Genomic DNA, 23012 nt, shown 5'->3' with positions numbered 1-23012 from the left:
GCCGCCGCGCGCTTGAGCCCAAGCTCAAGACATTTCCCGTACATGCTTCCCGTCACTGTGGGGAGTGAAGAATGTACAACGTCAAGAGAGTGATGGCCCTGGTTCTGGCCGTCCTTGCGCTCGGGACAAGCGCACAGAACACCCAGGCTGGGATGGTCGGCTTCCCGCTGCCGCTGCGTGGCATGATCGAGAAGATCCGCTTCAGCGAGCCGACGCTGGCCCCGATGGCCTACACCATGTTCTGTATGCGCTATGCCGACGAGTGCAAGCCGAAAGCCCGCGCCCGGATGGTGTTCCGCGGCGGCGCCACACGCCTGACCAAGCAACGCATCGCCGACCTGATCGAGGTCAACGCTTCGGTCAATCGCAGCATCGTGCCACAGCGCAACGAACGCGGCCTTGCCGGCGAGGAATGGTTGATCAATCCGGCGCGCGGCGATTGCAACGATTATGCGGTCAGCAAGCGCCACGAGCTGCTGGCGCGCGGCTGGCCGATGCGCGACCTTCTGCTGAGCGAGGTTGTGACCTCCTCCGGCGAGCATCATCTCGTGCTGGTGGTCCGCGCCAGGGGTGGAGACATCGTGCTCGACAATCTGAATGCGCAGATCCGCAGCTGGTCGCAGGCGCGTTATCGTTGGGTCAGGATGCAGACCCCGGCGAACCCCGACCACTGGGCTGGCTGGCGTCGCGCAGGCCGGCGCCTGAATTTCTGAACGAGCCCCATCGATCGAAGGTGGCGCGGCGAGACATTTCGCCGCGCCATTTTTCGTCGCAGCGACGATCGCCAGCGCGCCGCGGCGACATTGCCGGAACGATTGGAGGCATCGACGGTTGACCCCGGTTCAACCCATCGAGGCATCGACATGAAGCTGGCCGGCCTTGTCACAACAGCGACGCTGGTCGTCGCCCTAGCCACACCGGTGCTTGCACAGGGCACCGGGCAGACCACGCAGGGCACAACACGCTATTCGATCGATGGACCGGGCGGTGGTGTTCCGACATCGCGGCCGCAGGCGACCCAGCCGGTCCCGCCGGCAACACCGGCTTACCCCTATGGCAGAGCGTCGCGGCACGGGCCGCCGGTCGGTCAACGGACCAACGTGCCGCTGGGGTCGCGCTGACCGTCGCTTCGGCTGCAAATCCGTTCAGTCTTAACGCTATTCCCATCGTCATTTTGCCGCCTCGGACGGAATGTCGTACCGATGCGATCACTGCGCCGGTTGAGGCGCGGGATTGGTTCGCGCAGGGCGAAATTTTCAGATGGCGAGCAGGGGTTCAATCCTGATCACGGGTGGCGCGGGATACATCGGATCCCATTGCGCCAAGGCGGTTGCCGAGGCCGGATTTCTGCCGGTCGTCTACGACAATTTGTCCACCGGTCACCGTGATTTCGTGCGATGGGGGCCGCTCGTGATCGGCGACGTCGCCGACCACGACAAGATCGCCGCCACTATCAGCGACCACAACGCGCTCGCCGCGATGCATTTCGCTGCGTTCAGCGCGGTCGGCGAGTCCGTGGCGGATCCGCAGAAATATTTCACCAACAACATTGCCGGCACGCTCGGCCTGCTGCGCGGCATGCGGGAGGCGGGCTGCGACCGCCTGGTGTTTTCCAGCACCGGCGCGGTCTACGGCAACGCCGGACGCGATCCAATTCCCGAGAGTGCCGCAGGTCCGACCGTCAATCCCTACGGCCGCTCCAAATTCATGATCGAGCAGATCCTGGCCGACTACCGCGCGGCCTATCGGTTCAACTCGGTCTGTCTGCGCTATTTCAATGCCTGCGGCGCCGACGCCTCCGTCACCATCGGCGAACTCCGCGATCCCGAGACGCATTTGATTCCGCGCGCGCTGATGGCGCTGCTGGGGCACGTGCCGGACTTTGCCATCTTCGGCGAAGACTATGACACGCCCGACGGCACCGCGGTGCGCGACTACATCCATGTCGATGATCTCGCGAGCGCCCATATCGCGGCGCTCGAGCTGCTGCTGAAGGGCGACGCCGGCGGCGTGTTCAATCTCGGCACCGGCACCGGCTATTCGGTGCGCCAGGTGCTCGACGCGATCCGCGCCGAGACCGGTGAAGCGGTGCCGAGCGTGGTGCGCGAGCGCCGGGCCGGCGATCCGCCGATCCTGGTGGCCGATCCCTCCAGGTCGGAGCGCGGCCTCGGCTTCAAGGCCAGCCGGTCCGATCTCGGCTACATCATTCGCTCGGCCTGGGCCTGGCATCAGAAGGCGCATCCGCGCCGGCGGTAGAGCATGATCCGGAAAATTGCGAAGCGGTTTTCCGACAAGATCATGCTCAAATAACGATCAAGCCGCGAGAGGCTCAGTTCAATGTGATGTAGTGCTGTTCGGCCAATCGCGCGAGGAACGGCATGTCGACAAGGCTTGCCACCAGGAAGACGGCGACCAGCGCCAGCACGAGCAGCATCAGGCCGCGCTCGCCATAGAGCTTCTCGGGCTTCTGCGCCGACGACCCCGGCGACGTCGACATCGAGAAGTAGGTGGTGAACAGCATCACCACCAGCGGCATCGCCAGGACATACTCGATACGGTACTTCACCAGGAACACCGAGAGGAAGAACACCGAGAACAGCGAATAGCTGAGGCACGAGGCCGTCAGCGACACCTCTGTATAGTGCGCGAAGCTAGCGCGGTAGCGCGCCAGCAGCTCCTTGCCATGGGACGCGGCAATCTCGCGATATTCGGATAGCCGCTTGGCCGCCATCAGGAACGCGCCGCCAAACCAGTAGCACAGGATCACCGAGCCCGGCGGCAGCGAGGTCGGATCGATCATCGCCCAGCCGATCAACAGCCGCAGCGGATTGTTGACGGATTCCGAGATGACGTCGAAATAGGCCTTGTCCTTGCTCCGGAGCGGCGGGACATTGTAGACGATGCCCTGCACGGCGAAGATGCCGGTTGCGAACAGCATCAGGCGGCTGCTGGCAGATGCGCAGACGAGGCCGAGCGCGACCAGCAGCAGCCACTCTAGCCCGATGATCTTGCCGTCCATCGCGCTCTGCACCGCGGAGCGCTGCGATTTGGTCGGGTGATGCCGGTCGAAGTCGCGGTCGAACCATTCATTGATCACATAATTGGCCGACGCGATGCAGATCGCGGCCACAAGGCCGAGGACGATAGCGCTTGCGATATGCTCGCCTCTCGGGCCGCGCAACAGCCAGGCAAGGACAATCCCGGGAACGATGAAGATGTGCTTGGTGCTGTGATCGAGCCGCAGGATGGAAAGATACTGCCCGATGCTTGCGGCCGGCGGCTTGCCGGCTTCGACCTTGCTGTCCATCAGCGCCATCGCGCGGTCCTTTTTCTGTCGTCGTTGATCGATCGCCTAGTTGAGGAGGTAGACGTCGAAACTCTCGTCGGTCTTGGCGGGGCCGAAGCGGCGGAGCATCGTGGTCGCTTCGCGGAAATCGCGGATCTGCGCCGCTGAGGCACGGAACGTCCGCCAGTCCTTGCCTTCGTCGTAGGTCCGGTCGGGCGTGATCTCGTCGAGCCAGGCCAGCAGGATGATGACGGGCGTGCGGCTTGTGTCGCGAAGCTCGCGGGCAAGGCGCAGGGTCTCGCCGAGATCGCTGTCCATCTTGCCCTTGCGCGAGAAGATCACGACGCTGCCGAATTTGTGGTCGCGCGCGAGATAGGTCCGGTTCTTGACGTAGTAGGGCAGCGCCTCGACCAGCCATTCCGGCTCGCTGAGGATCACTGCATTGGTGAGATCGGCGCGCGAGGCGATCAGGCGGCCGAGATCGGCGCTGCGGCTCGCGACCACGCCGGTCACCGCGTTGCGCAAATCGTTGATGCCGGCGGCGGTCTGGATCGCGAGCACCAGCAGGAGCGACACGCGTCCGATCGCCGGCAATCGCCGATCGAGCCATGCGCGAGAGCCGGATGGCGCGGTGACTCGGCTCCAGCCGATCCAGTAAAGCGCGATCAGGAAGCTCAGCCAGACCGCGGCATGTCGGTAGGCACCGTTGGCGGCGACGGCGAAGAACAACGACGTCAGCAACAGGGCGGCGATGGCGGCGAGAAAGGCCGGTCGCCGCGGCAAGAGCCCGAGCGTCGCGCCGAACAGCAGCACCGATCCCGCGATCCCCGGCAGCCGATTGGCAAACAGCGCGCCCAGCGACGTCGCGCCGGGGTTCACCAGCGCAAGGATTGCCGCCGCGAGTGGTGACTCGTGCGACCAGTCCCGGGCCGCGGCGTCATTATAGGTCGGCAACATCGTCGCCGCGCAGATCACGACGCCAATCGTCGCGATCGTTGCATTGATCGCGAAATTGGTGAGTTGCGGCGACCAGCGCCAGTCACGGCTCTCTCGGATCTCGAGCAGGTCGAGCAGCCAGAACAGCAGGAATGCGCCGGCCATGATCGCGCCGACGACGTTGGTGTTGGCGAGCAGGAACAGCAGCGCGCCGAGCACCAGACCACGGTCGCGGTGAGCCCGATAGCAGGCCGCGATCGCGAACAGGAACAGGGCCGAGATGCCGTAGTTCCTGGCCATCACGACATATTCAAACAACAGCGCATGGCTCGTGATCAGCAGCAGGACCAACGGCCGCGGGAATGGTGACCGGAAGATCAGCAGTGCGACCGTGATGAGCCCGACCACGAAGGCGACGGCGGGCAGCACCTCGACCCGATCGAATACGGCATGCACGCCGCGCAACAGGAGGTACCAGAGGGCGGGGTGGCCCTCGCCATGCAACCCTCTCAGCATGGCGACCGGATCGTCGCCGTTCAGGGCAATGGTGAGCGCCCGGACCTCGTCGCGCCACATCACGTGACGGCCGATCTGGAAGCCGACCAGCGCGACCCATCCCGCGAGGAGCAGGACGTCCGGCCAGGATCGGCGGTCCCGCTTGGGCGCGAACAACCACTGGTCCAGGATGGGCAGAGAACGGGTCAATGAATCCTGCTGCTGCTCGGATCGGGACGGTCAAACCGGGTCGTCATCTGCCGGCCTGGTGGTTTGTGTTAACAGTAAAATCCACATAGAATGTTGTAACATTATGGGCAAACCAGACTAACATTTATGACGCCGACGCCGGCCCAGAGAACGGTCAGGGACATCGGTCCTGCGCACCCCGAGGTGGAGTTCGCGCTGGTGCTGGCACGAACCATCGATTCCGTGAGCACCGACCCGCAGCAGCTGCGCAGCGCGGTCTACGAGCTCGCGCGGCAGAAGCTGCAGCAGCTCGCGCACGAGGATCCGGCGGAAAAGCAGCGTCTGATGCAGGCGCTGGAAGTGGCGATCGAAGGCGTTGAAGCGCACACGAAGAGCAACGTGATCGAGAAATTCGAGGTGCCGCTGGCGCGGGCGCTGCCCGTATTCCTCGAGGCGGCGGGCGCGGCGCGACGGATCGAGGCGCCGCCCCGGATCGATGCCGAGGCGGCCTTTTTTCACGACCCTCGACCGCGTCGAGCCTGCCGCGGTGACGCGTGGTCCGCGATGGTCGTCGTCGGCGCCGCTGCGTTACGTTGTCATGCTGGCGTTCTTCGGGCTGATCGCGGCCGTTGTCCTCCTGCAGCAACGCGGCGTGTCATTGGCTGCGGTCCGCGCGATGATTGCCGGCACGCTGGCATCGGCGCCGCCCGAAGCCCAAAGGCCGGCGGTGGTCGCGGCCGTCCCGGCGCCGGCCGCTGCGGCCGAGCCGCCGGTGCCGAGACGGCCATTGCCGACCGCCTACGGCGTCTACGCCGAGAGCGGCCGCAAGCTTTACGAGCTGCAACTGATCCAGGGGCGTGCGCCGGATCCGCGGGTGGCGATCTCGGCGGCGATCACCAGGCCGAGCGAGACCACGCTGCCTGACGGACATCTCCGCTTCATCGTGTTCCGGCGCGAGGGTGCCGGCGGCGCCTCCGATCCGATCGATGTGCGTCTGATCGCGCATGTGAGCCAGCAGACCACGTTCGACGCGACCGGCAAGCCGGTGGTCTCGCCGGGCGACGACAGCTGGGTGATCCGCAACATCTCGATCCCGTTCCGCGCGGCGCCGCTCAAGGACGATCCGCAGATGTTCGAGGTCCTGCCGCGCGACGACGTGCCGCTGCCGCCGGGACGCTACGCGTTGATCCTGAAGGCGCAGGCCTACGATTTCACGGTCGAGGGCGCGGTCACCGACAAGCGGCATTGCCTGCAGCGGCTGGCGGCCGCAAATGGCGTGTTCTACTCGGAATGCGAGAAACCGTGAGCGGGGTGTCCATCCGGTTCAGTGTCGTGCTGGCGCTCCTGCTGGCATCGCGTGCCGCCGTCGCCGCACCCGCCGCCGAGACCGCAAAGCGCTGCCTGCGCGCGGCCTACATGTTCTACCCCTACAAGCGACCGGGGGCCGTGCCGATGAATGGCGATCGGCTGCATTTCTTTCAGCAATGCATGACGCAAGACGACACGAAGTCGGCGGAAGCGCCGAAGCGCGATTGAGCGCAATGCGCCGGCCGCTCAGTTCGCGGACTGCTCCACGCCCGACCTCAGCCGGCCGAGCTGGTTACGCAGCACGAGCAGCATGAAGCGACCGACGCCGATGCCGGCGAGACCCCCCGCCACCTTGACGATCGCATCGATCAGGCGGCCGTGACGATCCGGTGTCAGGAATTGCATTGCTTCGAGCGTGAACGCGCTGAAGATGACAAGGAGCACGATCAGCGCGGTGCGCCGCGGGTAGCCCAGCACGAAGGCCAGCGCCATCACGGCGAACGCCGCGAAATGCTCGATCTGCGGATGGAATAGCGAGGGACGGTCCTGGATCGGGGACAGTGTCACGAAGGCGATGAGCGCAAGCGCAAGCCAGCCTGCAATCACGCCGAACCTCCGTATCTTTGAAACAAGCAACGCGTTCTTCCCGGTCCATATGCGCTGGGCGCGCCGCCGTTGAATTAGCGCATCGCCGGTGTCTGCGACATGAAAATGGTCGTCGAAGGTTAACTTGCCGGTCGGCTGCAAATGACCCGACATGTTGTCCGCGCTCCGGTCCGCCGGAAGGTTGCCAGCAACAATTGCTTTCAAGTTTATGGTATTAAAATACCCTAAACTGAAACCCAATCTCACTTCGCGCGCATCTCATGGAGGGAACCAGGGATGCTTGCGCGGGTTCCCCGGATGGTGCACCTGACGAAAAAATTAGCGGCGCCTTGCGGGTCCATTCATAAGCCGTTCACGGCGGGAAGCCTCATTTGGTGCCGGAATGTCGTAATGCTCACTCTCGGAGGCCAAAGTGCGTCTGCTCGTCGTTGAGGATGATCCGGATCTAAACCGCCAGCTCACCACCGCGCTGACGGACGCCGGCTACGTGGTCGATCGCGCGTTCGACGGCGAGGAGGGGCATTTCCTTGGTGATAGCGAGCCGTACGACGCGGTGGTGCTGGATATCGGCCTGCCGAAAATGGACGGTATCTCGGTGCTCGAGGCCTGGCGGCGGAACAAGCGGGTGATGCCGGTGCTGATCCTCACCGCACGAGATCGCTGGAGCGACAAGGTTCAGGGCTTCGACGCCGGCGCCGACGACTATGTCGCCAAGCCCTTCCACCTCGAGGAGGTGCTGGCGCGGATCCGCGCGCTGCTGCGCCGCGCGACCGGGCATGCCCAGGTCGAACTGAACTGCGGGCCGGTGGCGCTGAACACCCGGACCAAGCGGGTCACCGTCAACGGCAATCCGATCAAGCTGACCTCGCACGAGTACAATCTGCTCGACTATCTGATGCACCACACCGGGCGGGTGGTCTCGCGCACCGAACTGGTCGAGCATCTCTACGACCAGGACTTCGACCGCGACTCCAACACGATCGAGGTGTTCGTCGGGCGCATTCGCAAGAAGCTGGAAGTCGATATCATCCAGACCGTGCGCGGCCTCGGCTACATGCTTTCGCCGCCGACCTAGAGCATGATCCGGAAAAGTGCGCAGCGGTTTTCCCTGCGACAAACGCGAAGCGTTTGCGCGGAGATCATGCTCTTGAAGCATTTTCGAGCGAAGTGGATGCCGGTTCGTTCGCGTGAAGAAAGCGCGGACCAAACAATGGGATAAGAGCATGTCCTATTCAATCGGATCATGCTCTTAAGGTGCTTGATCGCGATGCGGGCATTGGCATGATCCGCGCCAGGAGGACTGGATTCGCCATGTCTGAACTCGCCTTGTCGCGGCCCGCTGACGCGATGTTCGAGCTCGTGCCCTGATGGGCGGCAGCTCGCTCGCGACACGCCTGTTCGTCTCGGCGACCGCCTGGGTGGTGGTGATCCTGGCGATCACGGGCGTCATCCTGTCGTCGGTCTATCGCGACGCGACCGAGCGCGCCTTCGACCGCCGGCTCAATCTCTATCTGCGCACCCTGATCGCCGAGGTGGCGACGCCGGACGAGCCGGCGGACCGCCAGTTCCAGTCGCTGGGCGAGCCGCTGTTCGACCTGCCATTGTCGGGCTGGTACTGGCAGATCACCCGGACCGATACCGAAAAGGGCGAGACCCGCGCCTCGCGCTCGCTGTGGGACAAGAAATTGCCCAAGCTCGAGGAGCACGGCGCCGAGCTGACCGCTGCCGGGGTCCGGCTCGGCTATGTCGACGGGCCCGAAGGCCAGAGCCTGCGCGTGGTGGAGCGGCCGGTCGATCTCGGCGCCGACGGCAAGTTCCTGGTCAGCGTCGCCGGCGATGCCACCGAGATCTTCGATGAGACGCGCAGCTTCGACTATTATCTCGGCGGCACCTTCGCCGCGCTCGGCATCGTGCTGCTGCTGACCACGATCTTCCAGGTGCGCTACGGTCTCGCGCCGCTCAAGCGAATCTCGGATGCGATCGCCGACATCCGCTCCGGCCGCGCCGAGCGGCTGGAAGGCCGGTTTCCGGTCGAGATCGCACCGCTGGCGCGCGAGACCAATGCGCTGATCGATGCCAACCGGGAGATCGTTGAGCGCTCGCGCACCCATGTCGGCAATCTCGCCCATGCGATCAAGACGCCGCTTTCGGTGATCGTGAACGAGGCGGCCGCCCATACCGCCGATCCTTTCGCCAGCAAGGTGCTGGAGCAGGCCGATCTGATGCGGGACCAGGTCGCGCACCATCTCGAGCGGGCGCGGATCGCCGCCCGTGCCACCATCGTCAGCACCATCACCGACGTCGCACCTGTGATCGAGGCGCTGCGCCGGACCATGGAGAAGATCCATCGCGATCGCGACCTCTCGATCGAGGCGAACGCCGATCCGGCGGCACGGTTTCGCGGCGAGCGGCAGGACCTCGAGGAGATGGTCGGCAATCTCGTCGACAACGCCTGCAAATGGGCGGCTTCGCAGGTGTTCGTCGAGGTGACCGTGGTCCCGCCCGAGGCCTCGGGCGCCGGGCCGAGGCTGCGCATTGTGGTCGACGACGACGGGCGCGGCCTGTCGGAAGCCGAGCGTGCCCAGGTGTCGCGGCGCGGCCAGCGGCTCGACGAGTCAAAACCAGGCTCCGGTCTCGGCCTGTCGATCGTGACCGATCTCGCCGGCCTCTACGGCGGCAATCTCACCCTGAACAACGCACCGATCGGCGGCCTGCGGGCCAAGCTCACGCTGCCGGCGGTGTAGCACAAGATGACTTTACTCTGAATCGAGCGGCGGATTCCGCTTCACCTCGCCCCGCGCGCGGGGAGAGGTCGGAACGCATCGTTAGATGCGTTCCGGGTGAGGGGGAGTCTCCGTAAACGCAGCTATCACCCGATACGCGGAGGCGGCCCCTCACCCAACCCTCTCCCCGTAAGAACGGGGCGAGGGAGCGCAGCGCCGCCGCGGTCGCCATCCGACCTAAACCCATCTCGCTCTAGGTGGTGTGGACTCTAAGGATTCCCTTTTAGGCGCAAATCAGATTCAAGGCTGCTTTTGGGGAGGCCGCCTTGGGTGTGATGGACCGCTTGGTATTGAGCGACGCGACATGGGAGCGGATGGCGCCGCTGATCATCGGCCGGCCTGACCAGAAGGGTTCGACCGGACGGGACAACCGGATGTTTGTGGAGGGCGTACTTTGGATCGTGCGCACTGGCTCTCCCTGGCGTGATCTTCCGGAGGTGTTTGGAGACTGGAACAGCGTGTTTCGGCGCTTCAGTCGATGGAGCATCAAGGGGGTCTGGTGGCGCATATTCGAAGCGATGTCCGGTGATCCGGACTTCGAGTATCTGATCGTCGACTCCACCATCGTCCGGGCGCACCAGCACGCCGCTGGGGCGAAAAAAGGGGGTCTGAAGATCAGGCGATCGGTCGCTCGCGCGGTGGCCTGAGCACCAAGATACATATGGCCGTTCGCGGCCTGGGATGTCCCGTACGGTTCAAGCTCACCGCAGGTCAGAAGAGCGACGTACCGCAAGCCGCCGAATTGATCGAGGGATTACCTGCCCAGGTCGTCATGGCGGATACGGCTTATGACGCCGATCACTTGCGCCAGGCGATCGCTGCCAAAGGCGCGCTCGCCGTCATCCCCAACAACCCGTCACGTGCGCTCAAATATCCGCTGGACAAGCACCTCTATGCCCAGCGTCATCTCGTCGAATGCTGCTTCTCAAAACTCAAGCAGTTCCGCCGCGTCGCAACCCGCTTCGAAAAGACCGCCCGAAATTACCTGGCCGTCGTTACTCTCGCAGCCATCGTCTTATGGATGCGATAAATGTCCACACCACCTAGTCGGCCTTGGGAGGCTCGGCGCCGCTATTCTTCCTAAACGGCTTCTTAACGCGCCCGCCGCTATCATTGCGGGCGGACGGGCTGCGGCGCTTGCCGGGCACCAAGCTTTCACGACCGGGCATGAGCCAGAAATCGACCGAGCGGCTGAGGGATTATCTCGCGCAGCTTCCGCCGCAATCGCAGGCGCTGCTGATGCGTGAGCTGGAGCGCGCCGTCGAACGCGGCGATGACGTCGCCGTCGCCAATCTGGTCCTCGAGCAGCTGCGCAAGATCGTGCGCGGGGCCGAGGAGGACGAGCAGATCCAGCCGCGCAGCGACGACCCGGCGCGGCTCCTGTTCCGGCCGCTCGAGCCGTTCCTCGCCGAGACCAATTTCCCGACGCGAGCGGGCCAGATCCGGCGCGCCTCGCTGCTGCCGATCTGGCAATGGCTGGCCCGCGAGGGCGCGCCCGAAGCGGCTCGCGCGTTCGAGGCGGCGTTGGCCGCGGCCACGGAGAGCGGTCCGATGGAGGCCGCCGCGCGCAAGTTCCAGCTTGCCGCCGCGGACGCCATCCTCAAGATCGCGGCGCCGAGCCAGGACGACCGCCAGCGCGCGCTGTCGCGGGTCGGCCCGCCAAACGTGGTCGAGGACCTGCTGCCGATCGGCCTCGTTCTGCAGGCCCGCGAAGCGCTGGAAACCCTGGGAAGCCGGCTGCCGAGCCAGATCCGGGTATTTGCCGATTCCCAGATCGCCTCCGCGATGGAGGCGCTCAAGCTGCCGTCGTTGCAGACGCCGCAACTGCTGCCGTTTGCGCTGTCGTTGATTGCGCAGCGGCTCGCCGCGCCATGGCAGATCATCCGTCTCGCCATCAAGATGGCGGCCTCCGACGACGAACTGCGGGTTGCGGCGACGCCTTACGGCATCGCGGTCACCATCGCGCTGCATGATTTGTCGTTCGTCGCGGCCTGCCTGCGCACCGACATCAGGCGCGGGCATTTCGATTATGTCGGCGAGCAGCTCAAGACCCTGCATGACGGCGTCCGCGGCCTGCGCACCGAGCTCGATCTGCGCAACGATTCCACCTGGGGCCGCCAGCTCACCTCGGTCCGCGCCGATACTTCCAACGCGCTGCAATCGGAGATCGACAGCGTGCCGGGCCGGGTCCGCCGCATCCTGCGCCAGCGCGCCGACAAGGACATTACGGCAGGGGCCAAGATCGATGCGACCGAGGTCGAGGATGCCGCGGCGCTGATCGATTTCGTCGCGGTGTGCCGCACCTATGCCAGCGAGCTCGCCATCAACGAGGTGACGCTGCGGACTTTCTCCGACCTGCAACATTATGTCGAGCAGTCGACCGAAGGGCTGGTGCAGTCGCTGCGCGGCGGCGACGCCCGGGTCCGGGCGTTCCGCCAGCAGCAGGTCAAGGCCGCGATCCGCTTCTGCGAAGTGCTGTTCGGCCACGACTACGCCTCCCTGATGAACCGGGCCGCCGAAAACGCCGTGACCGGCGAGCGCAAGTCGTCGCGCGCGGGGTAGCGAGACCGCGCAATTCGCGAGCATGTTCGACGGTAAGCCGACGAGCCCGGCCACGGCGGGATGATAGGCATTTGCGCTATTTCGGAATAATGGAAGTGTGGCACTGAGTTGCCCGACGTGTCAACCGTCAATCGAGCACCGGCGACCGCCTGCTACTTTGCATGGGGTTGTTTTCGATATTTTGGTCGTGCGCGCCTTCGCCCGGAGACGCCGGCGCAATACCGCCGGAACGGCACCGGAAACCGCCTGATTTCGACCTTCCGCCGATCCAGCAATTGTCAATTGCCGGGCTCGCCGCCGGTAGTGTAAAGCGATTCTAAGGCGGCTTGCCAGAAGCCGCCGTTCCATCCGGGAACCGCTTGATGACGCTGTGGTTTGTGTTCGCGCTGATGACGGTCGCGGCGATCTTCGCCGTGCTGTGGCCGCTCAGCCGCCGCGGGCGCGCGGATACCGGCGGCAGCGAGGTCGTGGTCTACCGCGACCAGCTCGCCGAAATCGACCGCGACATGGCCGCCGGCATCATCGGTGCCGCCGAGGCCGATGCCGCACGGGTCGAGATCAGCCGCCGGCTGCTGGCCGCCGCCGATCAGGGCGGACGTGAGACCCCGGTGCAAGGCAACCTCAATCTGCGGCGCACTGCCGCGATCGTCGGCCTGGTCGGATTGCCGGTGATTGCCTCGAGCTTCTATCTCGCGCTCGGCTCGCCGCGGCTTGGCGACTTTCCGCTCGCCGAGCGCGGCCGGGTGGCCGACGCCAACCAGCCGCTCGCCAATCTGGTCGCGCAGGTCGAGGCGCACCTTGAAAAGAACCCGACCGACGGCCGCGGCTGGACGGTGCTGGCGCCGGTGCTGTCGCGCCTCGGCCGCTACGATGACGCCGTCCGCGCCTATCGCAACGCCATCACCTATGCCGGCGACAGCGCCGATCGCCGCGCCGATCTCGGCGAGGCGCTGATGGGGACTGCCGGCGGCGTCGTCACCGCGGACGCCAAGGCGGAGTTCGAGCGTGCGGTCGCGCTGAATGGCGACGATGCCAAGGCGAACTATTTCCTCGGCCTTGCCGCCGAGCAGGACGGGCGCAAGGCCGATGCCGCGGCGCTCTGGCAGAAGATGCTGGCGAAGGCGCCATCGGACGCGCCATGGCGGCCGCTGGTGCAGGCCGCGCTCGTGCGGGTCGGCGGAAGCGTGCCCGGCGGCGTCAGCGCACCCGGTGGCGTGAGCGCACCGGCGCTGCCGGACAGTGCGGTGGCTGCGGCCAGGGACATGAGCGAGGCCGATCGCGGCACCATGATCAAAGGCATGGTCGATCGGCTGGCGACGCGGCTGAAGACCAATGGCGACGACGTCGAGGGCTGGCTGCGGCTGGTCCGCGCCTATCTCGTGATGGGCGAGCGCGACAAGGCGATGAGCGCGCTCGCGGATGCCCGTCAGGCGGTCGCCAACGATGCGGACCGGTTGCGTCAGCTCAATGAGGGGCTGAAGAATCTCGGGCTGGATGGATAGAGCATGACGCCGAAAAGTGCGCGGCGGTTTTCGGAGGATGTCATGCGCAAGGATGGAACATGACCAGGAAGCAACGGCGTTTGACACTGATCGGCTGCGCGCTCGTCGTGCTCGCGATCGCCGCGGGCCTGGTGCTGAACGCGCTGCGCGATTCCATCGTGTTCTTCTCGACGCCGTCGATGGTCGCCGAAAAGCATCTCGGTCCGGGCAAGCGTTTCCGGCTCGGCGGCCTGGTGGAGCAGGGCTCGCTCAAGCGCGGCGACAATCTCGCCGTGACCTTCACCGTTGGCGATGGTGGCGCGACGCTGCCGGTCGCCTACAAGGGCATCCTGCCGGATCTGTTCCGCGAGGGGCAGGGCGTGGTTGCCGAAGGCGCGCTCGACGCTGATGGCGTGTTCCGCGCCGACACCGTGCTCGCCAAGCATGACGAGACCTACATGCCGAAGGATGTCGCCGACGCCCTGAAGAAGCAGGGGCACTGGAAGGACGATTACGGTGCCAAGCCGGGCAATACGCCGAGCGCCTCCGCGGCGCCGACCCAGGGAGCCGTGCGGTGATTGCCGAAAGTGGACATTACGCCCTGGTGCTCGCGCTCGGGCTGGCGCTGATCCAGTCCATCGTGCCGATCGTCGGCGCGCGCTGGCGCGATGCGGCGCTGATGAACGTCGCGCGCTCGACCGCGCTCGCCCAGTTGCTGTTCGTCGCAGCGTCGTTCGCGGCGCTGGTGACGCTGCACGTCACCTCGGATTTCTCGGTCGCCAATGTCTACGAGAATTCGCATTCGCTGAAGCCGCTGCTCTACAAGATCACCGGCGTGTGGGGAAACCATGAAGGATCGATGCTGCTGTGGGTGTCGATCCTGGCGCTGTTCGGCGGCCTCGTCGCGGCCTTCGGCAACAATCTGCCGCTGTCGCTGCGCGCGCATGTGCTGGCGGTGCAGGCCTGGGTCGCCAGCGCGTTCTATCTGTTCATCCTGATCACCTCGAACCCGTTCCTGCGCATCGCCAATCCGCCGCTGGAGGGACGCGACCTCAATCCGGTGCTGCAGGATATCGGCCTCGCGGTGCATCCGCCGATGCTCTATCTCGGTTATGTCGGCTTCTCGATCTCGTTCTCGTTCGCGGTGGCGGCGCTGCTCGAGGGACGGATCGACGCCGCCTGGGCGCGCTGGGTGCGGCCGTGGACGCTGATGGCTTGGATCTTCCTGACGCTCGGCATCGCGATGGGCTCCTACTGGGCCTATTACGAGCTCGGCTGGGGCGGCTGGTGGTTCTGGGATCCGGTCGAGAACGCATCGCTGATGCCGTGGCTTGCCGGCACCGCGCTGCTGCATTCGGCGCTGGTGATGGAGAAGCGCAACGCGCTGAAGGTCTGGACCGTCCTGCTGTCGATCCTGACCTTCTCGCTGTCGCTGCTCGGCACCTTCCTGGTGCGCTCCGGCGTGCTGACCTCGGTCCACGCGTTCGCCACCGATCCGACACGCGGCGTGTTCATCCTGCTGATCCTGTTCGTCTTCATCGGCGGCAGCCTGTCGCTGTATGCCTGGCGTGCGCCGGCGCTGAAGCAGGGCGGGCTGTTCGCGCCGATCTCGCGCGAAGGCGCGCTGGTGCTCAACAATCTGCTGCTCACCACCGCCTGCGCGACCGTGTTCATCGGCACGCTGTATCCGCTGGCGCTAGAGGTGCTGACCGGCGAGAAGATCTCGGTCGGAGCGCCGTTCTTCAATTTCACCTTCGCGCCGCTGTTCGTGCCGCTGCTGCTCGCGGTGCCGTTCGGGCCGCTGCTGGCCTGGAAGCGCGGCGATCTGCTCGGCGCGGCGCAGCGGCTGATGGTGGCCGGCATCGTCGCGCTGGTTGCGATGGCGCTGGTGTTGGCGTGGACCTATGGCGGCGCGACCTTGGCGCCGCTCGCGATCGGACTGGCGGTGTTCGTGATCATGGGCGCGCTGTGCGATCTCGCCGAGCGCATCGCGCTGTTCCGGATTCCGCTGTCGCTCTCGTTGCGCCGCGCGCGCGGCTTGCCGCGTGCGACTTGGGGAACTGCGTTTGCGCATGCCGGTCTCGGCGTCGCGCTGATCGGGATCGTCTGCGAGACCACCTGGAACAGCGAATATATCGGCGCGATGAAGCCGGACGACGTCGCTCACGTCGCCGGCTACCAGTTGCGGCTCGACGGCCTGAACCCGCGGCAGGGTCCGAATTTCCGCGAGATGGTCGCGCAATTCACCGTGACGCGTGACGGCGAGAAGGTCAGCGTGATGACGCCGTCGAAGCGCAACTTCACGACGCGCGGCGCCTCGACGACCGAGGCCGCGCTGATGACGCGCGGCGCCAGCCAGCTCTACATCTCGCTCGGCGATACCTCGGCCGACGGCGCGATCGCGGTGCGCATCTATTACAAGCCGCTGGTGCTGATGATCTGGTGGGGCCCGGTGCTGATGGCGTTCGGTGGTCTGCTGTCGCTGTCCGACCGCCGCTTGCGGGTCGGCGCGCCGAAGCCGGCGAAAGCGGCGCGTGCATTGCAGGCGGCCGAGTGATGCGGTCGCGCGCGCTTGCAGCCGCCGTGCTTGCCGCGGTCCTGATGCTCGGTGCGATGCCCGCACGGGCGGTGCTGCCCGACGAGGTCATGGCGGATCCGGGCAAGGAGGCGAGGGCGCGCGAGCTCTCCAAGGAGCTGCGCTGCATGGTCTGCCAGAACCAGTCGATCGACGATTCGGAGGCGCCGCTGGCGCGCGACCTGCGTCTCTTGGTGCGTGAACGCATCTCGGCCGGCGACAGCGACGGCCAGGTGATCGATTTCCTGGTGGCGCGCTACGGCGAATTCGTGCTGCTGAAGCCGCGCCTCAACGAGCACACGCTGCTGCTGTGGCTTACCCCGCCGCTGGCGTTGCTGCTGGGCGGCTTTGCGCTCTGGCGCCTCGGCCGGCGCAAGGCAAATCCGGCCGCGGGCGGGGGCGATTCCGCCGCCGGACTGACGTCCGACGAGCAGGCGCGCTTGGAACGGCTGCTGGCGGCGGAATCCGCGCCGGACAAGCCGCTTTAGTTCCCTTTTAAGTCCTTTATTTACCTGCGCTATTCTGCCGCAGCGGCGGCCGCCTCGATTACAAAAGTTTAATTCCGCAGCCAGCGCGCCGTAAGGCTGATGACCCCATGTTCAGACCCATCAGGTGCTCGCCCCCGGCACCAATGATTCTGGCCCCTGGAGATTTCAAGACATGACCGACCGTCCCGACCTCTCGACCCTTCCATCCTACAAGGCGCCGAAGCGCTCGCTGTTCTCTGCCCGCAAACTCGCGCTGATGGCGTCGGTCGTGGCCGGCCTCGGTGCCGCCACCTACGGCTTCAGCCCCTCGCACAACCCCGCCGACCTGTTCACGACGCCCGCGCATGCGCAGGTCAATAACGAGGTCAAGAAGGTTCAGCAGCCGGTCGGATTTGCCGACATCGTCGAGCGCGTGAAACCGTCGGTGATCTCGGTCAAGGTCAACATTCGCGAGAAGGTCGCGAAGGATGACAGCAACAACAATGACGATTCGCCGTTCCAGCCGGGTTCGCCGATGGAGCGCTTCTTCCGCCGCTTCGGCGGTCCGGATGGCTTGCCCCCGGGCCTGCGCGGTGGACCGCGCGGCGGTGGCGTGGTGACGGGCCAGGGTTCCGGCTTCTTCATCTCGGCTGACGGCTATGCCGTGACCAACAATCACGTCGTCGACGGCGCCGACAAGGTCGAAGTCACCACCGACGACGGCAAGACCTATTCCGCCAAGGTGATCGGCACCGATCCGCGCACCGACCTCGCGCTGATCAAGGTCGAGGGCGGCTCCAACTTCCAGTTTGCCAAGCTTTCCGAAACCAAGCCACGCATCGGCGACTGGGTGCTGGCGGTCGGCAATCCGTTCGGCCTCGGCGGCACCGTGACCGCGGGCATCGTCTCGGCCTCCGGCCGCGACATCGGCAACGGCCCGTATGACGATTTCATCCAGATCGATGCGCCCGTGAACAAGGGCAATTCGGGTGGCCCGGCGTTCGACGTGTCCGGTGAGGTGATGGGCGTCAACACGGCGATCTACTCGCCGTCCGGCGGCAGCGTCGGCATCGCGTTCTCGATCCCGGCCCAGACCGTCAAGAGCGTCGTCGCCCAGCTGAAGGACAAGGGCGCGGTCAGCCGTGGCTGGATCGGCGTCCAGATCCAGCCGGTGACCTCCGACATCGCCGACAGCCTCGGCATGAAGAAGGCCGAAGGCGCGCTGGTTGCCGAACCGCAGGCCAACGGCCCCGCGGCCAAGGCCGGCATCGAATCCGGTGACGTCATCACCGCCGTCAATGGCGAGCCGGTGAAGGATGCGCGCGAACTCGCCCGCACCATCGGTGGCCTCGCGCCCGGCAACGCCGTGAAGCTGAACGTACTGCACAAGGGTCAGGACAAGACCGTCAACCTCACGCTCGGCCAGCTGCCGAACAACCTGGAGGCCAAGGCTGACACCGACAAGAGCGACAAGGGCAATTCGTCCCGCGGCACCGACGTGCCGAAGCTCGGCCTCACCGTCGCGCCAGCCAACAGCGTGGCCGGCGCCGGCAAGGACGGCGTGGTCGTGACCGAAGTCGATCCCAAGAGTGCTGCCGCTGAGCGGGGCTTCAAGGAAGGCGACGTGATCCTCGAGGTCGCCGGCAAGTCCGTCGGCACCGCCGGTGAAGTGCGGGATGCGATCACCGCGGCGCGCAATGACAGCAAGAACAGCGTTCTCATGCGCGTGAAGAGCGGCGGTTCGTCGCGCTTTGTGGCAGTGCCGCTGGCGAAGGGATAACTATCTATGAGTTGGAAGGCGTCGCCGGCATCAGTCGCCCCCGCCGACGGCGCTTTCCGGGGGGCGGGCCCCTTGCTCGCTCCCTACGTTGCCTTTCGATGGAATATGCCCCCCTCTGTCGGAAGGTCTCAGGGCGGTGAGGTCCCCCAGCTTCACCGCCCACTTTTTTCAAGCAATCGAGAATATGCGCGGTCGTCTTGCATGTGCAGGCCGGCCGCGTCATGCTGACAGAGGGCCAATTCCCGTGACCGCAATCGCTCCGCAAATGCGCATCCTGATCATCGAAGACGACCGTGAGTCAGCCGACTATCTGGTCAAGGCATTCCGCGAAGTCGGCTATATCGCCGATCTCGCCTCCGATGGCGAGGAAGGGCTGTCGATGGCCGAGACCGGCGACTACGACGTGCTGGTTGTGGATCGCATGCTGCCGAAGCGTGACGGCCTGTCGCTGATCGGCAGCCTGCGCGACAAGGGCAACCGGACGCCGGTACTCATCCTCTCGGCGCTCGGCCAGGTCGATGACCGCATCAAGGGCCTGCGCGCCGGCGGCGACGACTACCTGCCGAAACCCTATTCCTTCGCCGAGCTGCTTGCGCGCGTCGAGGTGCTGTCGCGGCGCAATGTCGGCCCGGCCGAGGAGACGACCTACCGGGTCGGCGACCTCGAGCTCGATCGGCTTTCCCATCGCGTCGCCCGCGGCAAGGACGAGCTGACCTTGCAGCCGCGCGAGTTCCGCCTGCTCGAATATCTCATGAAGCATGCCGGGCAGGTGGTGACACGCACCATGCTGCTCGAGAATGTCTGGGATTATCATTTCGATCCGCAGACCAACGTCATCGACGTCCACATCTCGCGGCTGCGCTCCAAGATCGATAAGGGTTTTGAACGGCCGCTGCTGCATACCATCCGCGGTGCGGGGTATATGATCCGTGACGGTGTCGGAATTAGTTCGGGAAGATCAACGCCTTAGCAATTTCTGCCCGTTGATAATTTACCGATTTTTTAACGATTTTTGGGGTCGAGCCGCCGCCGATCCCGCGAAAAGCGTGCAGTTCGCCGGGTTCGAGCGTCGCCCAGACGCCCCAGAGAAGGCCGGAGAGGGGGCTTCCCGACAGGCTATGCGGACAACGCAGCAGGTACACGAAAGCGCTCCTGGCCGCCCCGAGCAAGCCCAAGCGACCAACTGGCAACCAACTTCAGAACTGATCTTTGACCCGGGTATATGCGGTATGCTTCGGGTTCTTGTTCTTGATCCAGTGGGTGCAGCGGCCCGGGCAATAGCCGCGATCGGCGTGCTTCGACACCATGCCTTCGAGCCCCATGATGCAGGCGTGACGGAATAAATCGGGGCCGATTTCGCCTCGGTCGAACGGGGCGAGGAAGATTCCTTCCGCGCGGCGGGCGAGCAGCCGCGCCAGATTTGCTTTCCGCATCGAGAGCGGCAGGCGCCGGTAGTCGTCACCATCGCCGGACAGGATGTCGAAGGCGTAGAACTGGACCTCGTGGTCGTACTTGCGGGAATGCAGGGCGTCGAAATCGGACATGCCGTCGACGTTGAGCACCACGGCCTCGCCATCGAGGACGAATTGCTCGGTGCGGATTTTCAGCGCGCTTTCGACGATCCACGGATAGCGCTTCGTCCAGTCGTAGCCGCCCTTGGTGAACAGGCGCACGCGACCGTGGTCCCGCAGCACCTTCATGCGGTAACCGTCGTGCTTGATTTCATGGAGCCAGTTGGGGCCGGATGGAACCACGGTCCCCTTGACCGGGATGGCAAAGTCGAACTTTTGGGCCATGGCCCGCATTTATGCACCCGGCCACAAAAAGCAAGTCGGATGAGTGGGTTAGTGCTGGCTCGTGCTACCAGCCTCGGTAGAACGTCTGCGAGGCCAAGGTGCCATGTGTCGGGATCGGCACGTTCCACAACGCCTGCTGGGCGCGGCGGGGTATTGTATAAGCCGGATATTGGTTGTTGATCGTAGCGCCCGCTACCTTGACGGCAGGCCCCTCGGGTAAGAAGGATGCCGCTTTCCCCACAGTTTTTTCGCCTTGTGAGCGCTCTCTGTATGAAACCGGCACTTGAACGTTTCGTGGTTGATTACCTAGCCGAGTTGGTTGAAGGGAATACAGCAATTTTCGCGGGGGCAGGATTATCCGTTCCGGCCGGATACGTTGACTGGCGCGAACTGTTGCGACCGTTGTCGAAAGATCTCGATCTAAACATTGATCTTGAAAGTGACTTGGTCGCCGTCGCGCAATTTCATGTGAATGCCAGTGGTCAGAATAGGCACAAGCTTCATAAAGCCCTCTTGGACGCACTATCGCGCGACGCCAAGCCCACCGATAATCATCGCCTGCTAGCGCAGCTGCCCATAACGACGTTTTGGACCACGAATTACGACAAACTTATCGAGGACACGCTCCGCGAGCGCGGCAAAATTGTCGATATCAAGAGTTCGGTACCTCAGATGGCAACGACGCGACCTCATCGCGACGTCACCGTCTACAAAATGCATGGCGATATTGATAGGCCTAACGAAGCCGTCGTCACAAAAGACGACTACGAGCGTTATTCAAAGCAGCGCGAGCCATTCATTACGGCGCTCGCCGGAGATTTGATCAAGCGAACGTTCCTCTTTCTGGGGTTTAGTTTCACCGACCCAAACCTGGAACACGTTCTCTCACAGGTTCGCTTGAACTTCACCACCGATCAGCGGCAGCACTATGCGATTTTCCGATCTCGATCGAAGCAACCTGGCGAGACGGATGATGATTTCGCACACTATCGAGCACGACAAATCCACGTCATTGAGGACCTAAAGCGGTTTAACGTCAAAGTACTGCTTGTCGACGAATACAGCGAAATAACCGACTTGCTGGCCGAACTGGTCAATCGGTATCGACGTCGAACCGTCTTTGTCTCCGCAAGCGCGTTCAATTTTGATCCGTGGGGGCAGCCCGCAATTATAGAGTTCGCACAAGAACTTGGCCGCGCGCTTATTGCGGACGGCACCCGCATTGCCACCGGATTAGGCGCGGGCATCGGGGATGCGATTTTCACCGGTGCTTTGCGCGAGGTGATGCGCACGAAAGCCATAGGGATCGAAGATGGTCTCGTACTTCGCCCATTTCCTCAGTCCGGCGATCCAACCGAACTGGCCTCACTTTGGGAGGACTACAGGCAGGAGATCATTTCGCGGGCGGGCATCGCTCTGTTCTTATTCGGCAACAAGCTGAAGGATGGTCATACCGTGCCTGCAGATGGCGTAGTGCGCGAGTTTGAAGTCGCGCGGGACCAGACCATAGTCGTGCTTCCGATCGGTGCCACCGGCTCGGCCGCTCAAACTCTCGCGACCCTCGTGATTGGCGATCCGGACAAATTTACCCCTGAATTGGATGGCGCAAGCCGAGGACACCTCGCAGCACTTGCAAGCCACACCCCTGATTTGATGTCGCTGATACCGCCCATCGTAGAACTCATCCGCAAATTGCAAGGAAAGGTCTAATCGTGGCTCGCAGAGTGTTTTTTAGCTTCCATTACGAACGCGACGTACGAAGAATTCAGCAGGTGCGCCAATCATGGGTTGTCCGCGAAAAAGGCGAAGCAACGCCATTCTACGATGGCGCCGATTTTGAGGATGCGAAACGGCGTGCGGGAGGCATCCAGAAATGGATCGACAATCAACTACAGGGTTGCTCCGTCACGGCCGTGTTGTTCGGGCGCGAAACTTACGAAAGAGAGTGGGTACGGTACGAGATTAAAGCAAGTCACGAGCGGCGAATGGGCATCTTGGCCATCGATCTCCAAAACGTTCGCGATCCCCTAAAGGGAACCGATCTCGCTGGTCGAAATCCGCTCGACTATTGGAACATCGATGGCAAGCCGCTGTCAGCGATCTATCGCACATACGACTGGGTTCGCGACGACGGGTACAACAACATCAAGCATTGGATAGAGCGCGCCGCACAAGCGGCAGGCCGATAGAGAAGACTTACAGCGCTTCATCTGAGCATGCCGCCGGTCTCCGACCGGCCGCAACGCATGCTCGAAACCGCCACGGTTCGACATAGCTGCCAGCCCACATACCGCGCTCGGTGCGACGGGCTTCGTTCTGCGCCCTCGCATAGCGGCCTTGACTGTATCGTGGCCAATCCAACGCCACCCCCTGGCGCACAAGCCAATCGGCTAGATCGGCGCCGCCGACCGCGCACGATGCGACCATGCGCCCGTATCGGTCGAAAGTCATGGGCGTGCAGACAACAGACCGTTTGCCAATGAATGCCGCAAGGTCGTTCGCCGCTCGCGCGCCGCAGCGATATTGAAGGCTGTCGTCGCCACGGCATAGCTGGTTGCTTTCGGGCGCATCGATGCCCCAGAGCCGAATTCGGGTGCCGTGGATTTCCAGGGTGTCACCATCTATGACGCTGGCTCGCCCGGACAGGTCTGCGGCAATTGCCGCGTGGGCGGCAAGGAGCATCAACAGGGCAAAATGCGCCGTTGTTAAACGCGAGAGCAATGCCAACCTAGGCATCAAGACGCCCTG

23 protein-coding genes are annotated in these 23012 nt (G+C 64.3%); 16 read left to right on the top strand and 7 right to left on the bottom strand.

Features of this window, described 5'->3' with window-relative positions; translation table 11 throughout:
- Positions 1-71: 71 nt before the first annotated feature.
- Both ACVWZM_RS04170 and galE read left to right on the top strand, forming a co-directional pair.
- Positions 72-713: a transglutaminase-like cysteine peptidase gene (locus tag ACVWZM_RS04170; RefSeq protein ID WP_456852071.1), complete on the top strand. Its 642-nt coding sequence runs from the start codon at positions 72-74 to the stop codon at positions 711-713.
- Between the two features lie 547 nt (positions 714-1260).
- Positions 1261-2256, top strand: a complete 996-nt coding sequence (gene galE / locus ACVWZM_RS04165) for a UDP-glucose 4-epimerase GalE (RefSeq protein ID WP_253587352.1) — start codon at positions 1261-1263, stop codon at positions 2254-2256.
- 73 nt (positions 2257-2329) lie between these two features.
- On the opposite strand, the gene ACVWZM_RS04160 is transcribed toward galE, so the two are convergent.
- The 3 genes from ACVWZM_RS04160 to ACVWZM_RS04150 form a co-directional block, all read right to left on the bottom strand.
- A complete protein-coding gene (locus ACVWZM_RS04160; protein WP_229190050.1) occupies positions 2330-3316 on the bottom strand; it encodes a UbiA family prenyltransferase in 987 nt (328 codons plus the stop codon).
- 36 nt (positions 3317-3352) lie between these two features.
- Positions 3353-4927 (bottom strand): hypothetical protein, encoded by a 1575-nt coding sequence (locus tag ACVWZM_RS04155; RefSeq protein ID WP_456835243.1) that lies wholly within the window; start codon positions 4925-4927, stop codon positions 3353-3355.
- Between the two features lie 117 nt (positions 4928-5044).
- Positions 5045-5425 (bottom strand): hypothetical protein, encoded by a 381-nt coding sequence (locus tag ACVWZM_RS04150; protein ID WP_456852069.1) that lies wholly within the window; start codon positions 5423-5425, stop codon positions 5045-5047.
- A gap of 28 nt (positions 5426-5453) precedes the next feature.
- On the opposite strand from ACVWZM_RS04150, the gene ACVWZM_RS04145 reads away from it, so the two are divergent.
- On the top strand, positions 5454-6212 hold the full coding sequence (locus ACVWZM_RS04145) for a hypothetical protein (RefSeq protein ID WP_456852067.1): 759 nt from the start codon (positions 5454-5456) through the stop codon (positions 6210-6212).
- Entirely contained in the window at positions 6209-6442 is a 234-nt protein-coding gene (locus ACVWZM_RS04140) for a hypothetical protein (RefSeq protein ID WP_456835241.1), read from the top strand. The genes ACVWZM_RS04145 and ACVWZM_RS04140 overlap by 4 nt, the downstream gene beginning before the upstream one ends.
- Before the next feature lie 18 nt (positions 6443-6460).
- On the opposite strand, the gene ACVWZM_RS04135 is transcribed toward ACVWZM_RS04140, so the two are convergent.
- Complete coding sequence (locus ACVWZM_RS04135) at positions 6461-7060, bottom strand: VanZ family protein (protein ID WP_210263074.1); 600 nt, start codon at positions 7058-7060, stop codon at positions 6461-6463.
- A 172-nt stretch (positions 7061-7232) separates the two neighbouring features.
- Here ACVWZM_RS04135 and ACVWZM_RS04130 point away from each other — a divergent pair, with 172 nt between their 5' ends.
- The 10 genes from ACVWZM_RS04130 (at position 7233) to ACVWZM_RS04085 (ending at position 19438) form a co-directional block, all read left to right on the top strand.
- Complete coding sequence (locus tag ACVWZM_RS04130; RefSeq protein WP_016841655.1) at positions 7233-7895, top strand: response regulator transcription factor; 663 nt, start codon at positions 7233-7235, stop codon at positions 7893-7895.
- 292 nt (positions 7896-8187) lie between these two features.
- Positions 8188-9564, top strand: coding sequence for an ATP-binding protein (locus tag ACVWZM_RS04125; protein WP_456852065.1), 1377 nt, complete (start codon positions 8188-8190; stop codon positions 9562-9564).
- Positions 9565-9869: 305 nt separating this feature from the next.
- A protein-coding gene (locus ACVWZM_RS04120) for an IS5 family transposase (RefSeq protein ID WP_139481326.1) occupies positions 9870-10633 on the top strand; the annotation gives its coding sequence in 2 pieces (ribosomal slippage) (positions 9870-10205 and positions 10208-10633; 762 coding nt in all).
- Between the two features lie 137 nt (positions 10634-10770).
- Positions 10771-12165, top strand: a complete 1395-nt coding sequence (locus ACVWZM_RS04115; RefSeq protein WP_057020248.1) for a hypothetical protein — start codon at positions 10771-10773, stop codon at positions 12163-12165.
- 362 nt (positions 12166-12527) lie between these two features.
- Positions 12528-13667 carry a c-type cytochrome biogenesis protein CcmI gene (gene ccmI / locus ACVWZM_RS04110; protein ID WP_456852063.1) on the top strand — a complete coding sequence of 380 codons (1140 nt, stop codon included), beginning with the start codon at positions 12528-12530 and terminating at the stop codon, positions 13665-13667.
- Between the two features lie 59 nt (positions 13668-13726).
- Entirely contained in the window at positions 13727-14224 is a 498-nt protein-coding gene (gene ccmE, locus ACVWZM_RS04105; protein WP_076833296.1) for a cytochrome c maturation protein CcmE, read from the top strand.
- Positions 14221-16203 carry a heme lyase CcmF/NrfE family subunit gene (locus tag ACVWZM_RS04100; RefSeq protein ID WP_456852061.1) on the top strand — a complete coding sequence of 661 codons (1983 nt, stop codon included), beginning with the start codon at positions 14221-14223 and terminating at the stop codon, positions 16201-16203. The genes ccmE and ACVWZM_RS04100 overlap by 4 nt, the downstream gene beginning before the upstream one ends.
- A complete protein-coding gene (locus ACVWZM_RS04095) occupies positions 16203-16709 on the top strand; it encodes a cytochrome c-type biogenesis protein (protein WP_456852059.1) in 507 nt (168 codons plus the stop codon). The genes ACVWZM_RS04100 and ACVWZM_RS04095 overlap by 1 nt, the downstream gene beginning before the upstream one ends.
- Before the next feature lie 172 nt (positions 16710-16881).
- Positions 16882-18468 (top strand): Do family serine endopeptidase, encoded by a 1587-nt coding sequence (locus tag ACVWZM_RS04090; protein WP_456852057.1) that lies wholly within the window; start codon positions 16882-16884, stop codon positions 18466-18468.
- A 265-nt stretch (positions 18469-18733) separates the two neighbouring features.
- Positions 18734-19438: a winged helix-turn-helix domain-containing protein gene (locus tag ACVWZM_RS04085; RefSeq protein ID WP_456856618.1), complete on the top strand. Its 705-nt coding sequence runs from the start codon at positions 18734-18736 to the stop codon at positions 19436-19438.
- Here ACVWZM_RS04085 and ACVWZM_RS04080 read toward each other — a convergent pair.
- Positions 19413-19610: a hypothetical protein gene (locus ACVWZM_RS04080; RefSeq protein ID WP_456852055.1), complete on the bottom strand. Its 198-nt coding sequence runs from the start codon at positions 19608-19610 to the stop codon at positions 19413-19415. The two genes, ACVWZM_RS04085 and ACVWZM_RS04080, sit on opposite strands and share 26 nt — an antisense overlap.
- Before the next feature lie 54 nt (positions 19611-19664).
- Entirely contained in the window at positions 19665-20264 is a 600-nt protein-coding gene (locus ACVWZM_RS04075; protein WP_456852053.1) for an ATP-dependent DNA ligase, read from the bottom strand.
- 270 nt (positions 20265-20534) lie between these two features.
- Here ACVWZM_RS04075 and ACVWZM_RS04070 point away from each other — a divergent pair, with 270 nt between their 5' ends.
- Together ACVWZM_RS04070 and ACVWZM_RS04065 are read left to right on the top strand one after the other, a co-directional pair.
- A complete protein-coding gene (locus ACVWZM_RS04070; protein WP_456852051.1) occupies positions 20535-21974 on the top strand; it encodes an SIR2 family protein in 1440 nt (479 codons plus the stop codon).
- A gap of 14 nt (positions 21975-21988) precedes the next feature.
- On the top strand, positions 21989-22453 hold the full coding sequence (locus ACVWZM_RS04065; protein WP_456852049.1) for a TIR domain-containing protein: 465 nt from the start codon (positions 21989-21991) through the stop codon (positions 22451-22453).
- 7 nt (positions 22454-22460) lie between these two features.
- Here the strand turns inward: ACVWZM_RS04065 and ACVWZM_RS04060 are convergent, their stop codons facing one another.
- Complete coding sequence (locus tag ACVWZM_RS04060; RefSeq protein WP_456852047.1) at positions 22461-23000, bottom strand: thermonuclease family protein; 540 nt, start codon at positions 22998-23000, stop codon at positions 22461-22463.
- Between the last annotated feature and the right edge of the window lie 12 nt (positions 23001-23012).

It is taken from the genome of Bradyrhizobium sp. USDA 4501 (genome assembly GCF_054062115.1).
Note: the sequence above shows the minus strand (reverse complement) of the source record. Positions and strands in the feature narration are given on the sequence as shown.